The sequence below is a fragment of the Streptomyces neyagawaensis genome, from assembly GCF_023516595.1.
Lineage (GTDB): Bacteria > Actinomycetota > Actinomycetes > Streptomycetales > Streptomycetaceae > Streptomyces > Streptomyces neyagawaensis.
Window position 1 is genome coordinate 441,454 of record NZ_JAMGBG010000001.1, and the last position, 23,070, is coordinate 464,523.

Here is a 23,070-nt window from a genome sequence, read left to right on the forward strand (position 1 = left end):
GCCGGACAACAGCCCACCAGTCTACGTGGGTGCCGTCCGGCCGCCGACCACAGGAGCGGCGCCCCGCCCTCGCGAGGGTGCCGCTCCGGGTGACTCAGCTCTGCTGGGCCGAGGACTCCTTCGCCGGTGGCTTGGACCGGTCGTTCGCCGGACCACGCCGTACCGAACCCGGCGCGTTCCACTCCTGCCGCTTGCGTTCGCGCCGCTTGGCGACCTCGGAGGACTCCAGCTGGTACGGCACCGAGGTCACCATGACACCCGGCGTGAACAGCAGGCGTCCCTTGAGGCGGAGCGCGCTCTGGTTGTGCAGCAGATGCTCGTACCAGTGGCCGACCACGTACTCGGGGATGATCACCGACACCGCGTCACGCGGGGACTCCTTGCGCAGCCCCTTGACGTACTCGATGACGGGCCGGGTGACCTCCCGGTAGGGCGAGTCGAGGACCTTCAGCGGTACGTCGATGCCGCGCCGGTTCCACTCCTCCTGGAGCGCCTTGGTCTCGGCCGCGTCGACGTTGACGCTGAGCGCCTCCAGGGTGTGCGAGCGCAGCAGCTTGGCGTAGGCGAGGGCGCGCAGCGTCGGGCGGTGGATCTTGGAGATCAGCACCACGGAGTGGACCCTGGAGGGCCGTACGACGTCGTCGCTGGGGCCGTCGGGGGCGGCGATCTCGGCCGCGACCCGGTCGTAGTGCTTACGGATCGCGGTCATCGTCACGTAGAAGATCACCATGCCGAGCAGGGCGACCCAGGCGCCGTGGGTGAACTTGGTGACGAGGACGACGATCAGGACGAGGCCGGTGAAGAAGGCACCGAAGGTGTTGATGGCCCGCGAGCGGACCATGTGGCGCCGCTTGGCCTGGTCCTTCTCGGTGCGCAGGTGCCGGTTCCAGTGCCGGACCATGCCCGTCTGGCTGAGCGTGAAGGAAACGAACACACCGACGATGTAGAGCTGGATCAGCCGGGTGGAGTCGGCGCCGTAGATCCACACCAGCAGGACGGCGGTGCCCGCGAGGAGCACGATGCCGTTGGAGAAGGCGAGGCGGTCACCGCGGGTGTGCAGCTGGCGCGGCAGGTAGCGGTCCTGGGCGAGGATCGAGCCGAGCAGCGGGAAGCCGTTGTACGCGGTGTTGGCGGCCAGGAAGAGGACCAGGGCGGTGGCGGCGGCCAGCACGATGAAGAAGAACGTACCGTCGCCGAAGACGGCGGCCGCGACCTGTGAGATCACCGGGTTCTGGACGTAGGACTCACCCACCGGGGTGCCGTCGCGCAGCAGGTCGACGGCCGGGTTCTCGGCCATCCGCACGTCGGTGGCCATGGCGAGGCCGATGATGCCGCAGAACATGGTGACGGCGAAGAAGCCCATCAGGGCGAGCGTGGTGGCCGCGTTCTTCGACTTGGGCTTGCGGAAGGCGGGGACGCCGTTGGAGATCGCCTCCACGCCGGTCAGCGCGGCACAGCCGGAGGAGAAGGCGCGCAGCAGCAGGAAGACCAGCGCGAACCCGGCGAGGCCCTGGTGCTCCGCCTTGATCGCCAGGTCGGCGGTGGGCGCCCGCATCGTCTCGTCGAGGACGAGACCGCGGAAGGCGCCCCAGGCGATCATCAGGAAGACGCCAACGACGAAGATGTACGTCGGGATCGCGAAGAGCTTGCCGGACTCCTTCACACCACGCAGGTTCATCAGCGTGAGCAGCACGATGATGCCGACCGCGCACAGCACCTTGTGCTCGACGAAGAAGGGGATGGCCGAGCCGAGGTTCTCCACGCCGGAGGAGATCGACACGGCGACGGTGAGGACGTAGTCGACGAGGAGGGCGCTCGCGACGGTGAGACCGGCCTTGGGACCGAGGTTGGTGTTCGCCACCTCGTAGTCGCCGCCGCCGCTCGGATAGGCGTGCACGTTCTGCCGGTACGACGCCACCACGGTGAACATCAGCACGACGACGGCGACGGCGATCCAGGGGCTGAAGTGGTAGGCCGACACGCCCGCGATGGAGAGGACCAGCAGGACCTCGCCGGGTGCGTATGCCACGGACGAGAGCGGGTCGGAGGCGAAGACGGGAAGTGCGATGCGCTTCGGCAGGAGCGTTTCACCGAGCCGGTCGCTGCGCAGAGCGCGCCCGATCAGAATCCGTTTGGGCAGGTCGGTCAGTTTGGACACGCAGAGGATCGTAAGCGCCGCGACTGGTTCTGGGCACATCCGGGTGAAATCCCGGCGGGCCCATGGGTGAAATCTCCCCGGCCGTCACTGCGAGGTGCGTCACGTGACGCATCCTCAGGCCTAATGAGGGCGTCCTGATTTCTATATGACGAATCCCGTCCCCCCACATCCTGGAGGCCCCATGCAGGCCGCGATCGCGGAGCTGATCGGTGCGCTGGCGTCACTCGTCGGCCTCGGTGTCCTGACGATGATCAGCGTCCGCCGGATCAGCCGCCGGCGCTCGCCCACCTGACGGGTGCTGCACAGGGGTGCCCTTGGTGGACCGCGCGTGTGTAGCTTGGGCCACGGTCTGAGACCCTGTTTTTGCCGTTTCGGCTGAACACCAGCTATTGACACCGGAAGGACGGTCGTGCACATCGTCATCATGGGCTGCGGGCGAGTGGGGTCGACCCTCGCCCAGACCCTGGAGCAACAGGGGCACACGGTCGCCGTGATCGACCAGGACCCCACGGCCTTCCGTCGTCTGGGCTCGGGATTCGGTGGCCGCCGTGTCACCGGTGTCGGCTTCGACCGCGACACCCTGCGTGAGGCGGGCATCGAGGAGGCGGGCGCGTTCGCCGCCGTCTCCAGCGGCGACAACTCGAACATCATCGCCGCCCGCGTCGCCCGCGAGATGTTCGGCATCGAGAACGTGGCGGCGAGGATCTACGACCCCCGCCGCGCCGAGGTCTACCAGCGTCTGGGCATCCCCACGGTCGCCACGGTCCGCTGGACCGCCGACCAGATGCTCCGTCGGCTGCTGCCCGCCGGGTCCGAACCGCTGTGGCGCGACCCCACCGGGGGCGTCCAGCTCGCCGAGGTGCACGCCTCCTCGGCCTGGGTGGGCCACAAGATCAGCAAGATGCAGGAGGAGACGGGCGTCCGCGTCGCGTTCCTCACCCGCCTGGGTGAGGCCATCCTGCCCACCTCGCAGACGGTGCTGCAAGAGGGCGACCTGGTGCACGTGATGATGCGTACGGACGACGTCGAGAAGGTCGAGGCCTCCTTCGCCGAGGGTCCCGACGAGGAGGGCGGTCACTGATGAGGGTCGCCATTGCCGGAGCCGGTGCGGTGGGCCGCTCGATCGCGGGCGAACTGCTGGAGAACGGCCACGAGATCCTGCTCATCGACAAGGCGCCGACCGCGATCTCGGTCGAGCGCGTCCCCATGGCGGAGTGGCTGCTGGCCGACGCCTGCGAGATCACCTCGCTGGATGAGGCCGCGCTGCAGCGCTGCAACGTGGTGATCGCCGCGACGGGCGACGACAAGGTCAACCTGGTCGTCTCGCTGCTGGCGAAGACGGAGTACGGCGTCCCGCGTGTCGTCGCCCGCGTCAACAACCCGAAGAACGAGTGGCTGTTCAACGAGTCGTGGGGCGTGGACGTCGCCGTGTCGACGCCCCGGCTGATGTCGGCCCTGGTCGAGGAGGCCGTGAGCGTCGGCGACCTGGTGCGTCTGCTCCGCTTCAGCCACGGAGACGCCAACCTGGTCGAGCTGACCCTCCCGCCGGAGTCGGCGCTGGCCGGCACGCAGGTGGGCGAGGTCGAGTGGCCGGAGGACACCTCCCTGGTGACGATCATCCGCGGCACCCGGGTCCTCACCCCGACCCAGGAGGACTCCCTCGAAGCCGGCGACGAGCTCCTCTTCGTCGCCGCCCAGGCCCGCGAGGAACAGCTGGAGGATCTGCTGTCGGTCCGCCGCGAGGACGCGACGAGCTGACCCGCCGGACACGGCCAAGGGGCGCCCGGAGACCTCCGGGCGCCCCTTGGCGCGTGGTGCGGTCGGCGGTGCCTTCGGCCGAGGATCGGCCGCCGGTGCCTCGTGTCGTGGTTCAGTCGCCCGTGTGGGCCGCCCGCTCGGCGGCCTTGCGCTCCTTCTCGGCCTGCTCGGCCGCCTCCATCTCCGCGAACACGTCGATCGGCGCCGGCGCCTTGGCCAGGAACACCCAAGTCAGCCAGACGGCCAGCAGGAACGGCGGGATCTTCAGCGCGACGAGCACCCAGCCGAGCTGCTCGGTGTCGGCCCACCAGTACAGCGGGAAGAGGATGGCGCACTTGCCGAGCAGGATCGCCCCCCAGGCGTAGCTCGCCTTCGCGTACGCCTTCTTGCGGCCGGGGTTGCGGGTCCGCCAGGAGAGGTTCTCCTTGAACACCGGCCCGAGCATCAGCCCCATCAGCGGCACGCCCGCGAGCGTGGTGATGATGTACGTGAGGCCCATGCCGAGCGTGTAGAGCATGCCCGGCAGGTAGAAGTCCTTCGCGTTGCCGGTCATCATCGCGAAGACCACGCCGAAGGCGACGCCGAAGACACCGCTGAAGGCGTGCTTCACGGTGTCCTTCCTGACCAGCCGCACCACGACCAGCAGCAGGGAGACACCGAGGGCCGCGAGGGCCGACGAGTGCAGGTCCTTGTTGATCGTGTAGATGGTGACGAAGAGGAGGCCGGGCACCACCGTCTCGACCATGCCCCGCACCCCGCCGAAGGCCTCGAACAGCGCGGCCTCGGTCACCGCCCTGGAGTCCTGGGGGTCGTCCTGGACACCGGTCGTGTCCTGGGCGCCGCGGGCGGCGTCCTCCGTCGGCTTGTCGAGCGACGTCACCGGCTACTCCCGTCCGAGCGGTCTGAGTTCGTACTTCGGGTTGAAGAGCACCCTACGGCCCCGGCTCATCGAGATCCGACCGGATGCGATCAGCTTGCGCCCCGGCTCTATCCCGACGATGGAGCGCCTGCCGAGCCACACCACGTCCAGGGCGGCCGAACCGTCGAACAGCTCGGCCTCCAGGGCCGGCACACCGGCCCGCGGGCGCAGCGTGACCGTGCGCAAGGTACCAGTAACCGTCACGATCTGTCGGTCGTGGCAGTCACAGATCCGCGTACAGCCCGCGGTGTCCGTGTCCTCCCGCAGCTCCTCGCTCTCCAGGTCCTCCTGGGACGAGGACAGCCGGTCGAGCATGCGCCGGAACCGGCCCGCCGGCTTCTCTGAACGAGGAACAGCACTCATGGCAAAAAGCCTACCGGGGAGCGCCGACAGACCCGCACCCCCGTACGAGCCACCTCTGTTGGCCAGGGCCCCGTTTCTCTCCCGGTACGACGAAGGGCCGCACCCGAGGGAGTACGGCCCGTGCGTCTGTGCGGTGGGTCAGCGGACCTCGGTGATCTCCGGGCCCCGCTGCAGCTGGCCCATGCCGCCGGAGAAGCGGGAGCCGCTCTGCTCCTCCTGCTGGACGCCTTCCGGCACCATCTGCGCGTCGTTCGGGAGCTTCAGGACGATCGGGTCGCGCGGGGCCATGGGGCCCTCACCGCGGACGATGACCGTGTCCCGGAAGATCTGCTCCAGCAGCCCGGCGGTCTGCGGCTCGACCGCGCCGCGGCCGGAGATCACACCACGCAGGAACCAGCGCGGCCCGTCCACGCCCACGAAGCGGACGACCTGGAAGCCGCCCGTGCCGTCCGGCAGCTGCACGGGCACCTGGGCCCGCAGCTCCCAGCCCAGCGGGCCCTCGACCTCGTCGATGACACCGCCCTGCTGGGTGATGCCGGTGGCGATCTCCTCGCGGACCTCGCCCCAGATGCCCTCGCGCTTGGGCGCTGCGAACGCCTGCAACTGGACCGCGCTGTCGCGCAGGACGACGGTGGCCGCGACGATCGCGTCGCCCGCGACCTCGACCCGCAGCTCCATGCCCTCGACCCCGGGCACGAAGAGACCGCCGAGGTCGACCCGGCCCTCGCCGGGGTTGGAGACCTCGGAGCTGTCCCAGGGTCCGTCGGGCCGCGGCTCCGGCTCCAGCCGCACCCGCTCCCGCTCGACCTCGTCCGTCTCAGTGCCGACTGCGTCGACGACCTGCTCGGCCTCGCTCGCCGCGTCCGCCGCGTCCTCGGCGGAACCCTTCTTCTTGCGACGTCCGAACACGTCACTGTCCTTCCCGGTCGGATACGACCGAAGCGTATCGATTCCCACCCGTTGTGCCGCCCACGGCGGCATGACCGCCGGTGGACCCGAAGCCCCCCTCGGCCCGCGCCGAGTCGGGAAGCTCCGCCACCTCCTGGAAGCGCACCTTCTCGACCTGCTGGACGACCAGTTGGGCAATCCGGTCGAAGCGCTCGAACACCACGGTCTCCCGCGGGTCGAGGTTCACCACAATGACCTTGATCTCCCCACGGTACCCGGCATCAACCGTCCCTGGGGCATTCACCAGAGCGACACCGCAGCGGGCGGCGAGACCGGATCGAGGGTGCACGAAGGCCGCGTACCCCTCCGGGAGCGCGATGGACACTCCCGTGGGCAGGACGGCCCGTTCGCCCGGCTTCAGTTCACGGCTCTCCGTGGTGCGCAGATCGGCACCCGCGTCACCGGGGTGCGCGTACTGCGGCAGCGGAACGTCCGGGTCGACGCGCCGGATCAGCACGTCGACGGGGATACGGCCGCCGGTCACGGGTTCACCTCGAAGGCGCGGGCCCGCCGGACCTGGTCCGGGTCGTTCATGGCCGCCTGGATCTCCTCCTGGCGGCCGTTGTCGATGAAGTGGTCGACCTTCACCTCGACGAAGAGCGCGTCGGCGCGGACGGCGAGCGGGCCGTCGGGGCCGCCCACGCGCCCGGTGGCGCTCGCGTAGATCTTCCGCCCGGCCACGGCCGTCACCTCCGCCTGGAGGTGCAGTACGGCGCCGACGGGCACGGGCCGTACGAAGTCGGTCTCCAGCCGCCCGGTCACCGCGATGGTGCGCAGCAGCCAGGTGAGCGAGCCGAGCGTCTCGTCGAGGGCGGTGGCCAGGACCCCGCCGTGCGCCAGGCCGGGCGCGCCCTGGTGGGCGGCCTTGACCGTGAACTCGGCGGTGAGGGAGACCCCCTCGCCGGCCCGGGCCTGAAGGTGCAGCCCGTGGGGCTGCTCGTCGCCGCAGCCGAAACACTGCCCGTAGTGCGCGCCCAGCAGCTCGCCCGGGGCGGGTGCCTCGGGGTGCCGGACGGGCGCCGTGGCGTCCGCCGGGGGCTGCAGGGCCGCGGAAGTACCTCTCACAGCCGCAGACCTTACCCGTCCGTCAGCCTCCGGCCATCGTCCCGGAGGACAGGGTTTCCCCTCGGGTGCCCCCATTTCCGGGGGCCGGCGCTCCCCGTGCCAAGCTTGACGCCATGCAGCTCTCCGCCTCGCCGTACGAAGAACGCCTCACCGCGCCCCGTTCGTGGTGGCTGGTCTGCCTCCTGGTCGGCGTCTCCATGGCCCTGATCCTGCTGCCCTTCGGCACCCTGCCGCTCCTCGGCGGCCTGGCGGGCGGCACCGCCGCCGCGGCGGTCGTGGCCAGCTCCTACGGCTCGGTCCGCATCCGCGTGGTCGGGGACGCCCTGATCGCGGGCGAGGCGAAGATCCCGGTGAGCGCGCTCGGAGAGCCGGAGGTCCTCGACGCCGAGGAGGCGCGGGCCTGGCGCACGTACAAGGCCGACACCCGGGCGTTCATGCTGCTGCGCGCCTACATCCCGGGCGCCCTGCGCATCCCGGTCACGGACCCGGCCGACCCGACGCCGTACCTGTATCTGTCGACCCGGCAGCCGCAGCGGTTGATCGCCGCGCTGGAGGCGGCGAAGGCCGCGGCGTAGGCACGGCTTCGGCCGTCCGCCGATTTCTCGCCTGATTCTTACGATCGGCGTTCCCGGAGCCGACGGGTTCGCGGATTCGTTCTGAGGGTCGGCGGTCTCCCACGTTCGGTACGCACCGAAGGTTGGCGCTTTCCCACCTCCGGCGGGCCGGGCCGCGGTCAGTCCTCGTCGGGGTTCTGCGGCAGCTCGGTCACCGCCACGGGGTCCGTCGGCTTCTCCAGCGCCGGAAGGTCCGGCAGCGCCTCCCAGGGCACCTGGGTCCGCCGCAGGTCCTTGCGGACGCGCTGGGCGAGGTGCTTGGTGTCCCGGCGGTTCATGACGGCGCCGACGGCGGCACCGACCAGGAACGGCATGAGGTTCGGCAGGTTGCGCACCATGCGCTTCATGATCTGCTGACGCAGCTGCCGCTTCAGCTGTCCGCCGAGCGCCGCGTCGATCGTCATGGGCCTGGTCACGTCGATCCCGCGCTCACCGGACCAGGAGTCGAGGTAGGCGGTGCTGCGCTGCCGGAGGTTGCCGGGCGGTCTTACCCCGTACACCTCGTGCAGCTCGGCGATGAGTTTCAGCTCGATCGCGGCGACGCCGGTGATCTCGGCGGCCAGCTCCGCGGGCATGGCCGGCGGTGTGGGCAGCATGGCGGCGGCCCCGACCCCGGCACCCACGGTGGAGGATGCGTTCGCGGCGCCCGCCACGAGCTTGTCGGCGAGCTGTTCGGGCCCGAGGCCCGGGAACTGTGCGCGCAGGGTCGCGAGGTCCCGTACGGGGATCCTCGGGGCCATCTCGATGATCCGGTCGGTGAGGTACGCGAGCCCCGCCCGCGCGCGGTCACCGCTCTTGCGGGCCCCGACGCTCAGGCCCTGTCTGATGCCCGCCCGGACGACCGCCGCGCGCCTTCTGGCGACGGGCGCCGGAGTGCCCACCGGTACGGGCAGGCGCCCCTGCTCATCCGTGGCGCCCCCCGACGCCGTGTCCGACGTACGTTCGAGCGAGGCCGCTCCGGGATCGGAGGAGCCCCGCTCGTCGTCACGCACGCCGTCAGAGCCGCTGTACGGCCCATGGTCCGCCCCCTTGCGGAAGCGGCGCTTCCAAGGAGGGGTCGAGCCAGTCACGGCCGACCCTGCCTCAGTCGCAGTCGCGGCAGATCGGCTGACCGTTCTTCTCGCGGGCCAGCTGGCTGCGGTGATGCACCAGGAAGCAGCTCATGCAGGTGAACTCGTCCTGCTGCTTGGGCAGGACGCGGACGGCCAGTTCCTCGTTCGAGAGGTCGGCGCCCGGCAGTTCCAGGCCCTCGGCGGCCTCGAACTCGTCGACGTCCACCGAGGAGGTCGACTTGTCGTTCCGGCGCGCCTTGAGTTCTTCCAGGCTGTCCGAGTCGACGTCGTCGTCGGTCTTGCGTGGGGTGTCGTAATCCGTTGCCATGTCGCTCTCCCCCTCTGGGTGTCTGCGGTGTCTCAGCGCACGTAACGCGTGAGAGGCCGGACTTGTGCCCGACCTGAGGCGGAGATTTTGCCTCACATCAAGGTCTGTTACTCAATCGACACCCAACCGGACCCCTCAAGAGTGATCGGCTTGGATGGCGAACGGGACCGTACACGGTCCTCAGGCTGCTTTCAAAGGCGCCTCAGCATGTACTTCCCGTGATCTCAACCCCCGAAAACCCGGATGTTCCCGGCGTTCCGACAGGCACATGATCACGCTCAGTAGATGGCTGAATAATCGCCCATGTGATCGATCACACATTGGTCGTGCGCGACTGTTCTGATCAGAACCCATGGGTACCCCGGGAAATTCCGCGTGAAGCGAACATGTCCCGGAAGCCGGCACATTTTCTCAGACAGGCAGTGTCACACGCATCACCAGCCCGCCCCCCTCACGCGGCTGGGCGGCGATATGGCCGCCGTGCGCGCGGGCCACGGACCGGACGATCGACAGGCCGAGGCCCACGCCCTTGTCGCTTCCCGTGCGCTCCGTCCGCAGCCGCCGGAACGGCTCGAAGATGTTGTCGATCTCGTACGCCGGCACCACGGGGCCGGTGTTCGTGACCACGAGGACCGCCTGGCCCTGCTGGAGCTCCGTCGTCACCTCGACCCAGCCGCCCGGCCCCGGCACGTTGTACCGGACGGCGTTCTGGACGAGGTTCAGCGCGATCCGCTCCAGCAGGACGCCATTGCCCTGGACGACCGCGGGGGCCCGCTCGCCGCGGATCTCCACCCCCTTGGCGTCCGCCTCGGCGTGCACCTGGTCGACGGCCTGGGAGGCGACCTCGGCGAGGTCCACGGGCTTGCGCTCGACGATCTGGTTGTCGCTGCGGGCGAGCAGCAGCAGCCCCTCGACGAGTTGCTCGCTGCGCTCGTTGGTGGCCAGCAGGGTCTTGCCCAGCTGTTGCAGCTCCGCGGGCGCGTTCGGATCGGAGAGGTGCACCTCCAACAGCGTGCGGTTGATCGCCAGGGGGGTGCGCAGCTCGTGCGAGGCGTTGCCGACGAAGCGCTGCTGGGCCGTGAAGGCCCGCTGGAGCCGCTCCAGCATGTCGTCGAAGGTGTCCGCCAGCTCCTTCAGCTCGTCGTCCGGCCCGTCCAGCTCGATACGGCGGGAGAGATCCGACCCGGCCACCGCGCGCGCGGTGCGTGTGATGCGGCCGAGCGGCGCGAGCACCCGGCCCGCCATCGCGTAGCCGAAGGCGAACGCGATCACGGCGAGCCCGAGCAGGGCCAGCAGCGAGCGGCTGAGCAGGGCGTCCAGGGCAGCCCTGCGCTGGTCGTCGATGCAGTTGGCGATCGCAGCGTTGAAGTCGGTGAGCGGGACGTTGACCGACGAGTCGGCGTCGACGGCGGGGCACTGCTCGCTGGAGACGCTGATGTCGGTGCCGCCGACGATCTTGAACAGCGGCTGGTTGCCGGTGTTGATCGCCTGGGCTGCCAACAGGTAGATGATCGACAGCAGCAGGATGCCGGCGATGAGGAACATGCCGCCGTACAGCAGCGTGAGCCGTATGCGGATGGTCGGGCGCAGCCAGGGGAACGGGACCTGGGGCCGCTGGGGGTCCCAGGTGGGCTTGGGGGGAGCTGCGGGGGCGGGGGGTGCCGGGGTGGTGGCCATGGCGATCAGATCCGGTAGCCGGAGCCGGGCACGGTGACGATCACCGGTGGCTCGCCGAGCTTGCGCCGCAGCGTCATGACGGTGACCCGGACGACGTTGGTGAACGGGTCGGTGTTCTCGTCCCAGGCCTTCTCCAGGAGCTGCTCCGCGGAGACGACGGCGCCCTCACTGCGCATCAGCACCTCCAGGACGGCGAACTCCTTGGGCGCGAGCTGGACCTCCTTGCCGTCGCGGAAGACCTCGCGGCGGTTGGGGTCGAGCTTGATCCCGGCGCGCTCCAGGACAGGCGGCAGGGGCACGCTCGTCCGCCGGCCGAGGGCCCGCACGCGCGCGATCAGCTCACTGAAGGCGAACGGCTTGGGCAGATAGTCGTCGGCGCCGATCTCCAGGCCCTCGACGCGGTCGCTGACGTCGCCGGACGCGGTGAGCATCAGCACGCGCGTGGGCAGGCCGAGCTCGACGAGCTTGCGGCAGACGTCGTCGCCGTGGACGAGGGGGAGGTCGCGGTCGAGGACGACCACGTCGTAGTCGTTGACGCCGATGCGCTCCAGGGCGGCCGCACCGTCGTACACGACGTCGACGGCCATGGCCTCCCGGCGCAGTCCGGTGGCCACCGCATCGGCGAGCAGCTGCTCGTCCTCGACGACGAGTACGCGCACGTCGCTTGTCCTTCCTGTGTCCACCCGCGTAGCGCGCCGAAGGCGCACACGGGCAGGGTGTTCGTGGGTGTGTGACCTCCATCCTGCCTTTTTCGGCCGTAAGTCGGCGGTAAGGCGATCTCCTGCCCGGAGCCGACCGGGAATGCGGGATTTTTTCGTCCGGTTGAGGTTTCCGTCGGAGACGGCGAGGGGAGGACAGGCTTTACACCCCGCGATCACGCTCTGCTTGTGCCGCACCACCATGCGGTACACAGCGATCCGCTTTCCGCAGAGCGGGCGTGGGTGTCCGGCACCGACGCCGCCCGGCACGGGTGGCGCTGGGCATCCACAAGAAGCGTGATCGTCCCTTCCGAACCGGCACACCCCCGTGCCATCGACCCACGACCAGGACGAGGGGGCGCAGCATGGACGCATTCACCGCAGGACTTCTGCAGCGCATAAGGGCGACCGAGTCCGACCTGACCAGGGCTCGTGACGAGGGCGACGACTTCCTCGTCGAAGTGGAGCAGGCCGAGCTCGACGACCTGCACCGCCTCGCCGCCGACCACGGTGTGGAGGTCGGCGCGTTCAGCGTCTGATCCGGACCCACGCGTACGAGAGCGGGACCCCAGGCAGCCGGCCTGGGGTCCCGCTCTTTCGTGTGCGTGCCGCTTTCGCGCGGGTGCCGTCGGCCCGCTCGGTGTTCACGCGTGGGCCTCCGCCCTCCCGCTCAGTCGTGCCAGGCGCCGAGCTCCTCCAGGCGGGTCTGGAGGGCCTCGAAGAGGCCGGGTGGGGCGGCGATGGTCAGGTCGGGTGAGAGGGGCTGTCCGGGGCGGCCACCGGTCAGGGCGCCCGCCTCCCGGGCGATGAGGTCGCCCGCCGCGTAGTCCCAGGCGTTCAGACCGCGCTCGTAGTACGCGTCCAGCCGGCCCACGGCGACGTCGCACAGGTCGATCGCGGCCGAGCCACCGCGCCGGATGTCGCGAACCTCGGGGATCAGCTCGCGCAGCACGTCGGCCTGCCTGGCCCGGCGCTCGGCCCGGTAGCCGAAGCCCGTGCCGACCAGGGCCAGCTCCGGGGCGACGGCGGGCCGCACGCGCGCGGGGCGGTCGTTCACATAGGCGCCCTCGCCGAGCACCGCGCGGTAGGTCTCGCCGCGCACGGGGGCGTGGACCACGCCGACGACGGTGTCGCCGTCCACACGGGCCGCTATGGACACGGCCCAGCTCGGCAGGCCGTACAGGTAGTTGACGGTGCCGTCGATCGGGTCGATCACCCACTGGACGCCGCTGGTGCCCTCGACACTGGCGCCCTCCTCGCCGAGCACGCCGTCGTCCGGCCTGCGCTCGGCCAGCAGGCCGGTGATCAGCTTCTCGGAGGCGATGTCCATCTCGGTGACGACGTCGACCGCGCTGGACTTGGTGGCGGCCACCCCGAGGTCCTCGGGCCGGCCGTCGTGGAGGAAGGCGCCCGCGCGGTGGGCCGCCTCCAGGGCGATCTCCAGCAGTTCGGCCTTGAGCCCGTCCGGGTGGTTCGGCTGGTCGTTCACGGTGCTCCTCACGCGTACGGGCTGTCGGCGCCCGCGGCGGCGGGCTTCGGGGCGCGGGCCGGGCAGCAGCCGACCGGGCAGAGATTGTGGCTCGCGCCGAGGGCGCCGAGGGCGCAGGGCGTCACGTCCTGGCCCCGCTCGACCGCGGCACGCTCCAGGACCAGGTCGCGGATCGCGGCGGCGAACCGCGGGTCGGCGCCCACGGTGGCCGAGCGGCGCACCGGCAGTCCCAGCTCCTCGCCCTTGGCCATGGCCTCGGTGTCGAGGTCGTACAGGACCTCCATGTGGTCCGAGACGAACCCGATGGGCGCCATCACGACGGCCGGGGCGCCGGACCCGCTCAGCTCCTCCAGGTGGTCGCAGATGTCGGGCTCCAGCCACGGGATGTGGGGCGCCCCAGAACGGGACTGGTAGACGAGCTGCCAGGGGTGCTCCACGCCGGTCCGCTCGCGCACGGCCTCCACGATGAGCCGGGAGACGTCCAGGTGCTCCTCGACGTAGGCGCCGCCCTCACCGTGCCCCTCGACCGGGCCGGAGGTGTCCGCCGACGCGTTGGGGATGGAGTGCGTGCAGAAGGCGATGTGCGCGCCGTCGCGGACGTCCTCGGGGAGGTCGGCGAGGGATTCGATCACCCCGTCGATCATGGGCTCCAGGAAGCCCGGATGGTTGAAGTAGTGCCGGATCTTGTCGATCCTCGGCAGCTCCAGCCCCTCGGCCTCCAGGGCGGCGAGCGAGTCGGCGAGGTTCTCGCGGTACTGGCGGCAGCCCGAGTAGGAGGCGTAGGCGCTGGTGGCGAGGACCAGGATGCGGCGGCGGCCGTCGGCGACCATCTCGCGCAGGGTGTCGGTGAGGTAGGGCGCCCAGTTGCGGTTGCCCCAGTAGATGGGCAGGTCGAGCCCGTGCTCGGCGAAGTCCTTGCGGAGGGCGTCGAGGAGGGCGCGGTTCTGGTCGTTGATGGGGCTGACCCCGCCGAACCGGAAGTAGTGCTCGCCGACTTCCTTGAGACGTTCCTTGGGGATGCCGCGCCCCCGCGTCACGTTCTCCAGGAAGGGGATCACGTCGTCGGGGCCCTCAGGGCCGCCGAACGAGAGCAGGAGCAGGGCGTCGTAGGGGGTGGCGTCGTGCGCGTGTGGCATGGGTCGATCCTGCCACCCGGCACCGACGGGCGGGATCCCGGCCCGTTTTCGGAGATGACTTAGGTTTGCCTGACCCGTAAGCTGTATCGGCTGCCTTCACGCCTTACAGGACCGGCCAGGGAACGGTTCCCTCCGCTTCCCGCACCTTTCGGAGACCCTCCGTGCCCAGCCCGTACACCGCTCTGTTCGCCACGCCCGGCACCAAGGGCTTCACCGCCGCGGGCTTCATCGGCCGTATGCCGCTGTCGATGATGGGCATCGGCGTGGTCACGATGATCTCTCAGCTCACGGGGCGGTACGGCCTCGCCGGCGCCCTGTCGGCGACCATCGCGCTGTCCGCCGCCGTGCTCGGCCCGCAGATCTCCCGTCTGGTGGACCAGTACGGGCAGCGGCGGGTGCTGCGCCCGGCGACGCTCGTCGCGCTGACCGCGGCCGCGGGACTGCTGTGCGCCGCTCACTTCGACTGGCCGGACTGGGTGCTCTACGTGTGCTCGGCCGGCATCGGCTGTGTACCGAGCCTCGGCGCGATGACCCGGGCGCGCTGGGCGGCCCTGTACCGGGGCACTCCGCGGCTGCACACCGCCTATTCGTTCGAGTCCGTGGTGGACGAGGTCTGCTTCATCTTCGGGCCGATCATCTCCATCGGCCTGTCGACGGCATGGTTCCCGGAGGCCGGGCCGCTGCTCGCCGCCTGTTTCCTCGCGGTCGGGGTGTTCTGGCTGACCTCCCAGCGGGCCACCGAGCCCGCCCCGCACCCGCGCGAGCAGCAGGGGCGCGGCCGTTCGGCGCTGCGCTCGCCCGGACTGCGGGTGCTGGTGGCCACGTTCGTGGCGACCGGGGCGATCTTCGGGGCCGTCGACGTGGTCACCGTGGCGTTCGCCGAGGAGCAGGGCCACAAGGCCGCCGCGAGCGTCGTCCTGGCCGTCTACGCGGCCGGGTCCTGCCTCGCCGGCGTCGTGTTCGGACTGATGCGGTTCTCCGGGGCGGCCGAGCTTCGCTGGCTGCTGGGCGTCTGCGGCATGGCCGTGAGTATGATCCCCCTCCTACTGGTCGGAAACTTGCTGTTTCTGGCCGTGGCGCTCTTCGTCGCGGGGCTGTCCATCGCACCCACGATGATCACGACGATGTCGCTGATCGAAGAGCACGTACCACGCGCGCAACTGACCGAGGGCATGACCTGGGTGAGCACCGGACTCGCGGTCGGCGTCGCGCTCGGCTCCTCCGTGTCCGGCTGGGTGATCGACGCAGCCGGGGCGGACGCCGGGTACGGGGTTCCGGCGGTGTCCGGTGCCGTCGCGGTCGCGGTCGGTTTCCTTGGGTACCGCCGGCTGCGCAGGCCGGCACCGGAGCGGGGAGGGCCCCATGAGCACCACAGTGATCGGCAAGAGCGGCACGTGGCGTAACTGGGCGGGGAACGTGACCGCCCGGCCCGTACGGGAGGTCACCCCTGCCACCGTCGAGGAACTCGCCGCGGCGGTGCGCCGGGCCGCCGAGGACGACCTCAGGGTGAAGGCCGTCGGCACGGGCCACTCCTTCACGGCCGCCGCCGCGACCGACGGGGTATTGATCCGCCCTCAACTGTTGACGGGCATACGCAACATCGATCGTGACGCCATGACCGTCACGGTGGGCGCGGGCACTCCGCTCAAGAGACTCAATGTGGCGCTCGCGCGCGAGGGCCTGTCGCTCACGAACATGGGCGACATCATGGAGCAGACGGTCTCCGGGGCCACCAGCACCGGCACCCACGGCACGGGCCGTGAGTCGGCCTCGATCGCCGCCCAGATCAAGGGACTTGAGCTGGTCACCGCGGACGGCTCGATCCTCACCTGCTCCGCCACGGAGAACGCGGACGTCTTCGCGGCCGCCCGCGTCGGCATCGGCGCGCTCGGCGTCGTCACCGCGATCACCTTCGCCGTGGAGCCGATCTTCCTGCTCACGGCCCGCGAGGAGCCGATGCCGTTCGAGAAGGTGCTGGCCGAGTTCGACGAACTGCACGCCGAGAACGAGCACTTCGAGTTCTACTGGTTCCCGCACACCGGCAACACCAACACCAAGCGCAACAACCGCAGCGCCGGCCCGGAGAAGCCCGTCCCGCAGCTGAACAGCTGGTTCGAGGACGAGTTCCTCTCCAACGGCGTCTTCCAGGTGGCCAACCTGGTCGGCCGGGCCGTACCCGCCACCATCCCGACGATCGCCCAGATCTCCAGCCGCGCCCTGTCCGCGCGCAGCTACACCGACATCCCGTACAAGGTGTTCACCTCTCCGCGCCGGGTGCGCTTCGTGGAGATGGAATACGCCGTTCCGCGTGAGGCCCTGGTGGACACACTGCGTGAACTCAAGGCGATGGTCGACCGCTCCCACCTCCGCGTCAGCTTCCCCGTGGAGGTCCGCACCGCGCCGGCCGACGACATCACCCTCTCCACCGCCTCCGGCCGGGACAGCGCCTACATCGCCGTCCACATGTTCCGGGGTACGCCCTATCAGGCGTACTTCACGGCCGCCGAGCGGATCTTCACGGCGCACGAGGGCCGTCCGCACTGGGGCAAGGTGCACACACGGGACACGGACTACTTCGCCAAGGTCTACCCCCGCTTCGGCGAGTTCACCGCACTGCGCGACCGACTCGACCCCGAACGGCGCTTCCAGAACGACTACTTGCGCCGCGTCCTCGGGGCGTAGCCGGGCGGTCGGTACCGGTGATCGCGTGACGACCTCCCCTACCCGGCGTGACGAAAGGGCCCTTCCCCGCGGCCGATTGCCGTCTCTCACCAGAAGTCGAGCGGCGTGCCGATCCACGCAAGTGGCCCGAATGGAGTACTGTTGCGAGCCCTGGGTCCGGACTCCCGCCAGGGTGTCCGGGGCCTTCGAGGACCGCCGGGAGGGGGATCGTTGCACAGGGTGATGAGGTTCGTCACTTAGCGTTGCGAATAGGTAACCGTGCCATAACGGCAGCCTCGGGCCCATGCCCGACACGCCGGGCAACTCGGCAAGGTTGTGGCAGGCTGCACCCGGGCAGGCCACACTCGACTAGCGGAAGCAGCGACGCACGTGACGTCGGCAGGCACCACCCGGGAGGTCCCCATGCCCGAACTGCGTGTCGTGGCCGTCTCCAATGACGGCACACGGCTGGTGCTGAAGGCTGCCGATTCCACGGAGTACACGCTTCCGATCGACGAGCGCCTGCGTGCCGCCGTGCGCGGCGACCGTCCACGTCTCGGCCAGATCGAGATCGAGGTCGAGAGCCATCTCCGTCCCCGTGACATCCAGGCGCGTATACGTGCGGGTGCCACGGCCGAGGAGGTCGCGCAGCTCGCCGGCATCCCCGTCGACCGGGTGCGCCGGTTCGAGGGGCCGGTACTGGCCGAGCGCGCCTTCATGGCCGAGCGGGCACGCAAGACCCCGGTCCGCCGCCCCGGCGAGAACGCCGCAGGCCCGCAGCTCGGCGAGGCCGTCCAGGAACGGCTGTTGATCCGCGGCGCCGAGAAGGACACCGTCCAGTGGGACTCGTGGCGCCGCGACGACGGCACCTGGGAGGTCCTGCTGGTGTACCGGGTCGCGGGCGAACCGCACTCGGCGAGCTGGACGTACGACCCGCCCCGGCGGTTGGTCCAGGCCGTCGACGACGAGGCGCGCTCCCTGATCGGCGAGTCCGACGATCTGGGCGCGCCCGAACCGAGCTTCCCGTTCGTGCCGCGGATCGCCCGGCTGCCCCGCGACCGTCAGGCGGAACGTCCCGTCCTGCCGGCCGTGACACCGGAGTCCGACGAGGAGGGCGTGAGCGAGCGCGACTCGCTCACGAGCATCCTGGAGGCCGTTCCCAGCTATCGGGGCGACCTGGTGGTGCCCGAACTGCCCGCCGCCGAACCGCAGGACGAGTCCGTCGAGGAGGTGGACGAGGAGTCCGCGGCCCCCGCGGCCTCGGCCGGTTCCGCCTACGCGGACGTCCTCATGCCGCCGCGGTCGGTCAACGGCCATCGCGACCGGCTCATCGGCTCCACGGACCGCCAGGCCGAGGCCGACGGCGTACGACCGGGCCGGCGCGCGGCGGTGCCCAGCTGGGACGAGATCGTGTTCGGCACGCGCCGCAAGAAACAGGAGTAGCGGGAAACAGCGGTAAGGAGGGGGGTCGGCGGCTGCGAGCAGGAACGGTCGTGCATGCCGATCCGTTTCTGCTTTCTTCTGTTTCCGAGTCCTTCTTCGGTGGGCGGGGGTTCGGTCTCTCATACGTGTGTGGGGCCCGTGTCGTTCAGACGCGGGCCCCACGGCATGCCTGTCAGCGGTGGGTCACTGGGGGTCGGGCCCGGTGGCGACCGGGCGGCTGCCGTCGCGGGACCACTCCGACCAGGAGCCGACGTACAGGGCGGCCGGGATGCCCGCCACGGCGAGGGCGAGCACCTGGTGGGCGCCGGAGACACCCGAGCCGCAGTACACGCCGACCTCCGTCTCCCCGGTCGCGCCGAGTGCCTTGAAACGGTCGGCGAGTTCGGCGGTGGAGCGGAAGTGACCGGATGCGGTCACGTTCTCGGTGGTGGGTGCGGACACGGCGCCCGGGATGTGGCCGCCGACCGGGTCGATGGGCTCCACGTCGCCGCGGTAGCGCTCGGCGGCCCGCGCGTCGAGGAGCAGACCGCCGCGGGCGAGCGCCGCGGCGCCGTCCGCGTCGAGCAGCGGGAGGGCGCCCGGGGCGGGGGTGAACGTTCCCGGCTCGGGGTCGGGGAGTTCGGCCGTCACGGGGCCGTCCCAGGCCGCAAGGCCGCCGTCGAGGACTCGCACCGAGGGGTGACCCGACCAGCTCAGCAGCCACCAGGCGCGCGCGGCGGCCCAGTTGAGGCCGCCGTCGTAGACGACGACCGGGCGGTCGGCGGACACCCCGGCCGCCCGCATCGCCGCGCCGAACGTCTCGGGGTCCGGCAGCGGGTGGCGGCCGGCCGCGCCCGCCGGGGCGGCGAGTTCGGCGTCCAGGTCGACGAAGACGGCCCCCGGGAGGTGCGCCTTGTCGTACTCGGGCCGCAGGTTCGGGCCGCCCAACTGCCAGCGCACGTCCAGCAGGACCGGCGGGCGGGGTCCGGCCAACTCCTCGGCGAGCTCGGATGCGGTGATGATGGCGTTCATGGCCCCATCCTCGCGCACGGGGTGGCCCCTTCGCCCGGGTCCGGCTACTCTGCCCGCCGGACGGTTCCGATCACCGCGCGTACGGGATCGGACACATGCCGTACAGCCGACGGCCACCACACGTCCGCCCCGCGGAAAGCGGCGCTTCACGGTCGACCGTGTCCCGTTCGCGTACGTACGTGCGCCAGGACTCGGCGGTGCGGCGCGGGCGTGGGGCACCACGGCTGGTGCGAGCATCGGCACGGGGCGTGATCGCGGGTGGACGCGGTACACGTGTACGGCGGGGCGGACGGACGCGGCCGCGAGGGGCCGAGGAGAGAGTGACGATGACCGACGCATGGAGGTCGACCGGCCCGGACGGTGGGGCGTACCCGCCGGGCACGCCCTGCTGGGTGAGCCTGATGGTGCACGGGTTGGCCGCGACCCAGGAGTTCTACGGGGCGTTGTTCGGCTGGGAGTTCCAGCCCGGTCCGCAGCAACTCGGCCCGTATGTGCGGGCACTGCTCGACGGGCGTGAGGTGGCGGGGATCGGGCAGCTGCCGCCGGACCGGCACCTTCCGATCGCCTGGACGCCGTACTTCGCCTCCGGCGACGTGGATCTGACGGCGGCGACGGTGCGGCACTGCGGCGGGACCGTCGGGGTCGGGCCGCTGGACGCCGGGGAGGCGGGGCGCCTCGCGATCGGCTCGGATCCGACGGGTGCCGTCTTCGGCATCTGGCAGGCGGCGGAACTCCTCGGCACGGACATCGCCGGGGTGCCGGGCACCCCCGCGTGGGACGAGCTGCTCACCTATGACACGGAGAGCGTCGCCAAGTTCTACGAGGTGGCCTTCGGCTACGAGGAGAGACCGGTGGCGTCCCCCGATCCCGGCACCGACCACGTCACCCTCCATGTCAAGGGCCGCCCCGTCGCCGGGATCCACGGCGTGGGAGCCGCGCTTCCCCGTGATCGCGGCCCGCACTGGCTGACGTATTTCGAGGCCACCGACACCGACGAGGCGGCCGGGCGGGTCCTCGCCCTCGGCGGCCATGTCCTGACCCCGCCCCAGGACACCCCGCTGGGCCGTGTGGCCACGGTGGCGGACCCGGAGGGGGCTGTCTTCGCGCTGGTGCACATGGAGCGCTGAGGTGCAGGACGCGGGAGCGACGGGGCGGGCGTGCGGGGGCGTTGAGGCGCGGCCCGAGCGCGACCTTCCGCGCGTGACCAGCCCCTGAGGGGGGTGGCTCAGGCCGTCTCGACCGGGAGGACGTCTGGGGAGAGGGCTCCCGCGTGGGCCGTCGCGGCGGTCATGCGCCGGCGGTGGTGGCGGCGGCAGAGCACCTCGTAGCCGATGTCGTCGGGCTGGTTGACGTCGCCCACGACGACCTGGGCGCCCTCGACGACCATGTGGCCGCCTATGGTGCGGGCGTTGTGGGTGGCGCGGGCGCCGCACCAGCAGAGGGCCTCGACCTGGAGGACCTCGACGCGGTCGGCCAGCTCGACCAGGCGCTGGGAGCCGGGGAAGAGCTTGGAGCGGAAGTCGGTGGTGATGCCGAAGGCGTACACGTCGAGGCCCAGGTCGTCCACGACGCGGGCGAGTTGGTCGATCTGCTCGGGGGCGAGGAACTGTGCCTCGTCGGCGATGACGTAGTCCGCGCGGCGTCCCTGGGAGAGGTGGTCGACGAGGTACGCGTAGAGGTCCTGGCCGTCCTCGACCTCGACGGCGTCGGTGACCAGGCCGAGGCGGGAGGAGAGCTTGCCCTGGCCGGCGCGGTCGTCGCGCGTGAAGATCATGCCCTGGAGGCCCCGCGCCGAGCGGTTGTGCTCTATCTGGAGGGCCAGCGTCGACTTCCCGCAGTCCATGGTTCCGGAGAAGAACACCAGCTCGGACATGGTGAGGTGAGCACCTTTCGGCAAGGAGGGCAGCGGAACGGTCGGGACGGCAGGGTGGTGCGGCAGGGGTGCGGCGGGCGTCAGGAGCGTACTTCGAGGAGCGGGATCAGTTGTTCCGCCGGGGTCATCGAGCCGTGGTTGCCGACCATCGCCGACTCCTTGGGCTCCCGCTCGGAGGCGATGATCAGGACGTCGTCGCGGGCGGCCGCGACCACGTCACCGATGCGGCCGTACACCCGTTCGTCCACCGTCGGCCCGAACCAGCCCGCGGCGATCGCCTCGTCCCGCGAGGCGACCCAGAACTGTTCGCCCAGCACCTCGCGCCAGCAGGTCAGGACGTCCGACTCGGCGCCCGGCACCGCGTACACATGGCGGGCGCGGCCCTCGCCGCCCAGCAGGGCGACCCCGGCGCGCAGTTCCCAGTCCTCGTCGAAGTCGATGCGGTGCTGCTCGTCGAAGGGGACGTCGATCATGCCGTGGTCGGCGGTGACGTAGAGGGCGCTGCGCGGCGGGAGTTGCTCCGCGAGGCGCTGGACGAGGCGGTCGACGTGCATGAGCTGGCCGCGCCAGGTGTCCGAGTCGAGGCCGTAGCGGTGCCCGGCGCCGTCGACCTCGGAGTAGTACGTGTAGACCAGGGAGCGGTCACCGGCGCCCAGTTGCGCGGCGGCCAGGTCCATGCGGTCCTCGCCGGAGAGGCGGCCGTGGAAGGTGCCGCCGCTCAGCGCGACCTTGGTCAGGGGGGTGTGTTCGAAGGACGGGGACGAGACCTGCGCGGTGTGCACACCGGCCTCGTGGGCGAGCTGGAAGACCGTCGGGTACGGCTGCCACACGTGGGGTGCCGTCCAGGGCTGCCAGCGGAGCTGGTTCATCAGCTCCCGGGTCTCGGGGTCGCGGACCGTGTAGCCGGGGAGCCCGTGCGCGCCCGGCGGCAGTCCGGTACCGACGGAGGCCAGGGAGGTCGCCGTGGTGGCGGGGTAGCCGGCGGTGATGGGGCGGCCGGTGCCGCCGCGGGAGGACGCCAGCAGGGAGGTCATGAACGGCGCCTCGTCGGGGTGGGTCCGCAGCTGCTCCCAGCCGAGCCCGTCGATCAGGAAGACGCAGGCACGGTCGGCCGGCGCCAGTTCCTGTATCGCGGCGGTCGCACCGGGGACCTCCATGCCCGCCGCGAGGGTGGGCAGGAGGTCGGCGAGCGAGCCGACGCCGTACTCGGGGACGGGCGCGGAGCCGACGGCGAGGGGTTCCGGGTGGTCCCAGGTGGGCAGTGCCATCAGCGGGCGAGGTCCGCGGTCGCCTCGGAGAGGGACTGCGCGAAGACGAGGGCCTGGCGAACGGTCTCCGGGCCGTCCCCGGCCTCGCTGACGCGCAGGCTGAGGTCGTCCGCCGTGGAGCTGCCCGTGTAGCCGTGGTCGGCCTCGCAGTTGGGGTCGCCGCAGGCGGCGGGCTCCAGGTCGATACGGGAGACGGCGCCCCAGCCGATGGTCAGGACGACCTCGCGCGGCAGAGTGCCGGGCGTGTACGACTCGGGATTGGCGACGACCCGGCTGACCACGACCGAGGAGATCCGGCCGAGCTTCACCGACTCGGTGGACGTGGTGGCGTAGGGCGTCGGCGACGTGCTGTCCGCGGCCTGCTCGTCGGTGTGGCTGACGATGAACCGGTTGGCCGTGAGGACGAGCACGGTCACATGGCGCCGCACCTCGTTCGCGTCGAACGTCGTCTCCTGGTGGACCAGGTACGACTTGATGGCCTCGCCGCCGACAGCGGCCTCCACCGCCTCGGCCACGAGAGCCGGGTAGTAGCCGCTGCGCTCGATCGCCGCACGCAGCCCCTGGGTCGTCGTACTGGTCTTGGCCATGACGTCCATCCTAGTCCGTGGG

At 70.9% G+C, this 23,070-nt stretch carries 24 protein-coding genes; 8 read left to right on the forward strand and 16 right to left on the reverse strand.

Annotated features, from left to right (window positions below):
* Positions 1 to 94: 94 nt before the first annotated feature.
* On the reverse strand, positions 95 to 2,158 hold the full coding sequence (locus tag M8J73_RS01825; protein WP_055538639.1) for an APC family permease: 2,064 nt from the start codon (positions 2,156 to 2,158) through the stop codon (positions 95 to 97).
* 409 nt (positions 2,159 to 2,567) lie between these two features.
* Here M8J73_RS01825 and M8J73_RS01830 point away from each other — a divergent pair, with 409 nt between their 5' ends.
* Both M8J73_RS01830 and M8J73_RS01835 read left to right on the forward strand, forming a co-directional pair.
* Positions 2,568 to 3,239, forward strand: a complete 672-nt coding sequence (locus M8J73_RS01830) for a potassium channel family protein (RefSeq protein ID WP_055520747.1) — start codon at positions 2,568 to 2,570, stop codon at positions 3,237 to 3,239.
* Positions 3,239 to 3,916 (forward strand): potassium channel family protein, encoded by a 678-nt coding sequence (locus tag M8J73_RS01835; protein WP_055538640.1) that lies wholly within the window; start codon positions 3,239 to 3,241, stop codon positions 3,914 to 3,916. Before M8J73_RS01830 ends, M8J73_RS01835 begins: the two co-directional genes overlap by 1 nt.
* Before the next feature lie 112 nt (positions 3,917 to 4,028).
* On the opposite strand, the gene M8J73_RS01840 is transcribed toward M8J73_RS01835, so the two are convergent.
* The 5 genes from M8J73_RS01840 to M8J73_RS01860 form a co-directional block, all read right to left on the reverse strand.
* Positions 4,029 to 4,796, reverse strand: coding sequence for a DUF3159 domain-containing protein (locus M8J73_RS01840; RefSeq protein WP_055538641.1), 768 nt, complete (start codon positions 4,794 to 4,796; stop codon positions 4,029 to 4,031).
* 3 nt (positions 4,797 to 4,799) lie between these two features.
* The gene (locus M8J73_RS01845; protein WP_079054818.1) at positions 4,800 to 5,198 is read right to left on the reverse strand and encodes an OB-fold nucleic acid binding domain-containing protein; all 399 of its coding nucleotides are present in this window, start codon (positions 5,196 to 5,198) and stop codon (positions 4,800 to 4,802) included.
* Between the two features lie 138 nt (positions 5,199 to 5,336).
* Positions 5,337 to 6,107, reverse strand: coding sequence for a DUF3710 domain-containing protein (locus tag M8J73_RS01850; protein ID WP_055520743.1), 771 nt, complete (start codon positions 6,105 to 6,107; stop codon positions 5,337 to 5,339).
* 1 nt (position 6,108) lies between these two features.
* Positions 6,109 to 6,630 (reverse strand): dUTP diphosphatase, encoded by a 522-nt coding sequence (dut, locus tag M8J73_RS01855; protein WP_055538642.1) that lies wholly within the window; start codon positions 6,628 to 6,630, stop codon positions 6,109 to 6,111.
* Positions 6,627 to 7,211, reverse strand: coding sequence for a PaaI family thioesterase (locus M8J73_RS01860; RefSeq protein ID WP_055538643.1), 585 nt, complete (start codon positions 7,209 to 7,211; stop codon positions 6,627 to 6,629). Before M8J73_RS01860 ends, dut begins: the two co-directional genes overlap by 4 nt.
* Positions 7,212 to 7,324: 113 nt before the next feature.
* On the opposite strand from M8J73_RS01860, the gene M8J73_RS01865 reads away from it, so the two are divergent.
* Positions 7,325 to 7,786 carry a DUF3093 domain-containing protein gene (locus M8J73_RS01865; protein WP_055538644.1) on the forward strand — a complete coding sequence of 154 codons (462 nt, stop codon included), beginning with the start codon at positions 7,325 to 7,327 and terminating at the stop codon, positions 7,784 to 7,786.
* A gap of 158 nt (positions 7,787 to 7,944) precedes the next feature.
* Here the strand turns inward: M8J73_RS01865 and M8J73_RS01870 are convergent, their stop codons facing one another.
* The 4 genes from M8J73_RS01870 to M8J73_RS01885 form a co-directional block, all read right to left on the reverse strand.
* Positions 7,945 to 8,895 (reverse strand): hypothetical protein, encoded by a 951-nt coding sequence (locus M8J73_RS01870; protein ID WP_206187827.1) that lies wholly within the window; start codon positions 8,893 to 8,895, stop codon positions 7,945 to 7,947.
* A gap of 13 nt (positions 8,896 to 8,908) precedes the next feature.
* Positions 8,909 to 9,205, reverse strand: coding sequence for a DUF4193 domain-containing protein (locus tag M8J73_RS01875; RefSeq protein ID WP_003997302.1), 297 nt, complete (start codon positions 9,203 to 9,205; stop codon positions 8,909 to 8,911).
* Between the two features lie 411 nt (positions 9,206 to 9,616).
* Complete coding sequence (locus M8J73_RS01880) at positions 9,617 to 10,882, reverse strand: sensor histidine kinase (protein WP_249828140.1); 1,266 nt, start codon at positions 10,880 to 10,882, stop codon at positions 9,617 to 9,619.
* A 5-nt stretch (positions 10,883 to 10,887) separates the two neighbouring features.
* Positions 10,888 to 11,541: a response regulator transcription factor gene (locus M8J73_RS01885; RefSeq protein WP_009340866.1), complete on the reverse strand. Its 654-nt coding sequence runs from the start codon at positions 11,539 to 11,541 to the stop codon at positions 10,888 to 10,890.
* 404 nt (positions 11,542 to 11,945) lie between these two features.
* Between M8J73_RS01885 and M8J73_RS01890 the strand changes: the two genes are divergently transcribed.
* The gene (locus tag M8J73_RS01890; RefSeq protein ID WP_167738856.1) at positions 11,946 to 12,119 is read left to right on the forward strand and encodes a hypothetical protein; all 174 of its coding nucleotides are present in this window, start codon (positions 11,946 to 11,948) and stop codon (positions 12,117 to 12,119) included.
* A 131-nt stretch (positions 12,120 to 12,250) separates the two neighbouring features.
* On the opposite strand, the gene M8J73_RS01895 is transcribed toward M8J73_RS01890, so the two are convergent.
* Positions 12,251 to 13,069 (reverse strand): inositol monophosphatase family protein, encoded by an 819-nt coding sequence (locus M8J73_RS01895; protein WP_055537333.1) that lies wholly within the window; start codon positions 13,067 to 13,069, stop codon positions 12,251 to 12,253.
* Positions 13,070 to 13,077: 8 nt separating this feature from the next.
* On the reverse strand, positions 13,078 to 14,205 hold the full coding sequence (locus M8J73_RS01900) for a ferrochelatase (protein WP_055537334.1): 1,128 nt from the start codon (positions 14,203 to 14,205) through the stop codon (positions 13,078 to 13,080).
* Positions 14,206 to 14,366: 161 nt separating this feature from the next.
* Between M8J73_RS01900 and M8J73_RS01905 the strand changes: the two genes are divergently transcribed.
* From M8J73_RS01905 to sepH, 3 genes are all read left to right on the forward strand, one after another.
* Positions 14,367 to 15,608 carry an MFS transporter gene (locus M8J73_RS01905; RefSeq protein WP_055537335.1) on the forward strand — a complete coding sequence of 414 codons (1,242 nt, stop codon included), beginning with the start codon at positions 14,367 to 14,369 and terminating at the stop codon, positions 15,606 to 15,608.
* A complete protein-coding gene (locus tag M8J73_RS01910) occupies positions 15,568 to 16,887 on the forward strand; it encodes a D-arabinono-1,4-lactone oxidase (protein WP_055537336.1) in 1,320 nt (439 codons plus the stop codon). Before M8J73_RS01905 ends, M8J73_RS01910 begins: the two co-directional genes overlap by 41 nt.
* 402 nt (positions 16,888 to 17,289) lie before the next feature.
* A complete protein-coding gene (gene sepH, locus M8J73_RS01915; protein WP_055537337.1) occupies positions 17,290 to 18,309 on the forward strand; it encodes a septation protein SepH in 1,020 nt (339 codons plus the stop codon).
* Between the two features lie 183 nt (positions 18,310 to 18,492).
* Here the strand turns inward: sepH and M8J73_RS01920 are convergent, their stop codons facing one another.
* The gene (locus M8J73_RS01920) at positions 18,493 to 19,320 is read right to left on the reverse strand and encodes a sulfurtransferase (RefSeq protein WP_249828141.1); all 828 of its coding nucleotides are present in this window, start codon (positions 19,318 to 19,320) and stop codon (positions 18,493 to 18,495) included.
* A gap of 326 nt (positions 19,321 to 19,646) precedes the next feature.
* Between M8J73_RS01920 and M8J73_RS01925 the strand changes: the two genes are divergently transcribed.
* Entirely contained in the window at positions 19,647 to 20,447 is an 801-nt protein-coding gene (locus M8J73_RS01925) for a VOC family protein (RefSeq protein WP_055543299.1), read from the forward strand.
* A 98-nt stretch (positions 20,448 to 20,545) separates the two neighbouring features.
* Here M8J73_RS01925 and M8J73_RS01930 read toward each other — a convergent pair whose 3' ends face one another.
* The 3 genes from M8J73_RS01930 to M8J73_RS01940 all read right to left on the reverse strand — a co-directional run bounded on the left by M8J73_RS01930 (position 20,546) and on the right by M8J73_RS01940 (position 23,048).
* Positions 20,546 to 21,193 carry a thymidine kinase gene (locus tag M8J73_RS01930; RefSeq protein ID WP_055520731.1) on the reverse strand — a complete coding sequence of 216 codons (648 nt, stop codon included), beginning with the start codon at positions 21,191 to 21,193 and terminating at the stop codon, positions 20,546 to 20,548.
* An 80-nt stretch (positions 21,194 to 21,273) separates the two neighbouring features.
* Complete coding sequence (locus M8J73_RS01935; RefSeq protein ID WP_055543298.1) at positions 21,274 to 22,461, reverse strand: alkaline phosphatase family protein; 1,188 nt, start codon at positions 22,459 to 22,461, stop codon at positions 21,274 to 21,276.
* Entirely contained in the window at positions 22,461 to 23,048 is a 588-nt protein-coding gene (locus tag M8J73_RS01940; protein WP_055543300.1) for a DUF5998 family protein, read from the reverse strand. The genes M8J73_RS01935 and M8J73_RS01940 overlap by 1 nt, the downstream gene beginning before the upstream one ends.
* Between the last annotated feature and the right edge of the window lie 22 nt (positions 23,049 to 23,070).

Bases quoted from the DNA above. Each gene is read 5' to 3' on its own strand.
- M8J73_RS01835 (WP_055538640.1), top strand. From the start codon at position 3,239: ATGAGGGTCGCCATTGCCGGAGCCGGTGCGGTGGGCCGCTCGATCGCG.
- M8J73_RS01845 (WP_079054818.1), bottom strand. From the start codon at position 5,198: ATGAGTGCTGTTCCTCGTTCAGAGAAGCCGGCGGGCCGGTTCCGGCGC.
- M8J73_RS01865 (WP_055538644.1), top strand. From the start codon at position 7,325: ATGCAGCTCTCCGCCTCGCCGTACGAAGAACGCCTCACCGCGCCCCGT.
- M8J73_RS01875 (WP_003997302.1), bottom strand. From the start codon at position 9,205: ATGGCAACGGATTACGACACCCCACGCAAGACCGACGACGACGTCGAC.
- M8J73_RS01880 (WP_249828140.1), bottom strand. From the start codon at position 10,882: ATGGCCACCACCCCGGCACCCCCCGCCCCCGCAGCTCCCCCCAAGCCC.
- M8J73_RS01890 (WP_167738856.1), top strand. From the start codon at position 11,946: ATGGACGCATTCACCGCAGGACTTCTGCAGCGCATAAGGGCGACCGAG.
- M8J73_RS01900 (WP_055537334.1), bottom strand. From the start codon at position 14,205: ATGCCACACGCGCACGACGCCACCCCCTACGACGCCCTGCTCCTGCTC.
- M8J73_RS01910 (WP_055537336.1), top strand. From the start codon at position 15,568: ATGAGCACCACAGTGATCGGCAAGAGCGGCACGTGGCGTAACTGGGCG.
- sepH (WP_055537337.1), top strand. From the start codon at position 17,290: ATGCCCGAACTGCGTGTCGTGGCCGTCTCCAATGACGGCACACGGCTG.
- M8J73_RS01920 (WP_249828141.1), bottom strand. From the start codon at position 19,320: ATGAACGCCATCATCACCGCATCCGAGCTCGCCGAGGAGTTGGCCGGA.
- M8J73_RS01925 (WP_055543299.1), top strand. From the start codon at position 19,647: ATGACCGACGCATGGAGGTCGACCGGCCCGGACGGTGGGGCGTACCCG.
- M8J73_RS01930 (WP_055520731.1), bottom strand. From the start codon at position 21,193: ATGTCCGAGCTGGTGTTCTTCTCCGGAACCATGGACTGCGGGAAGTCG.
- M8J73_RS01935 (WP_055543298.1), bottom strand. From the start codon at position 22,461: ATGGCACTGCCCACCTGGGACCACCCGGAACCCCTCGCCGTCGGCTCC.
- M8J73_RS01940 (WP_055543300.1), bottom strand. From the start codon at position 23,048: ATGGCCAAGACCAGTACGACGACCCAGGGGCTGCGTGCGGCGATCGAG.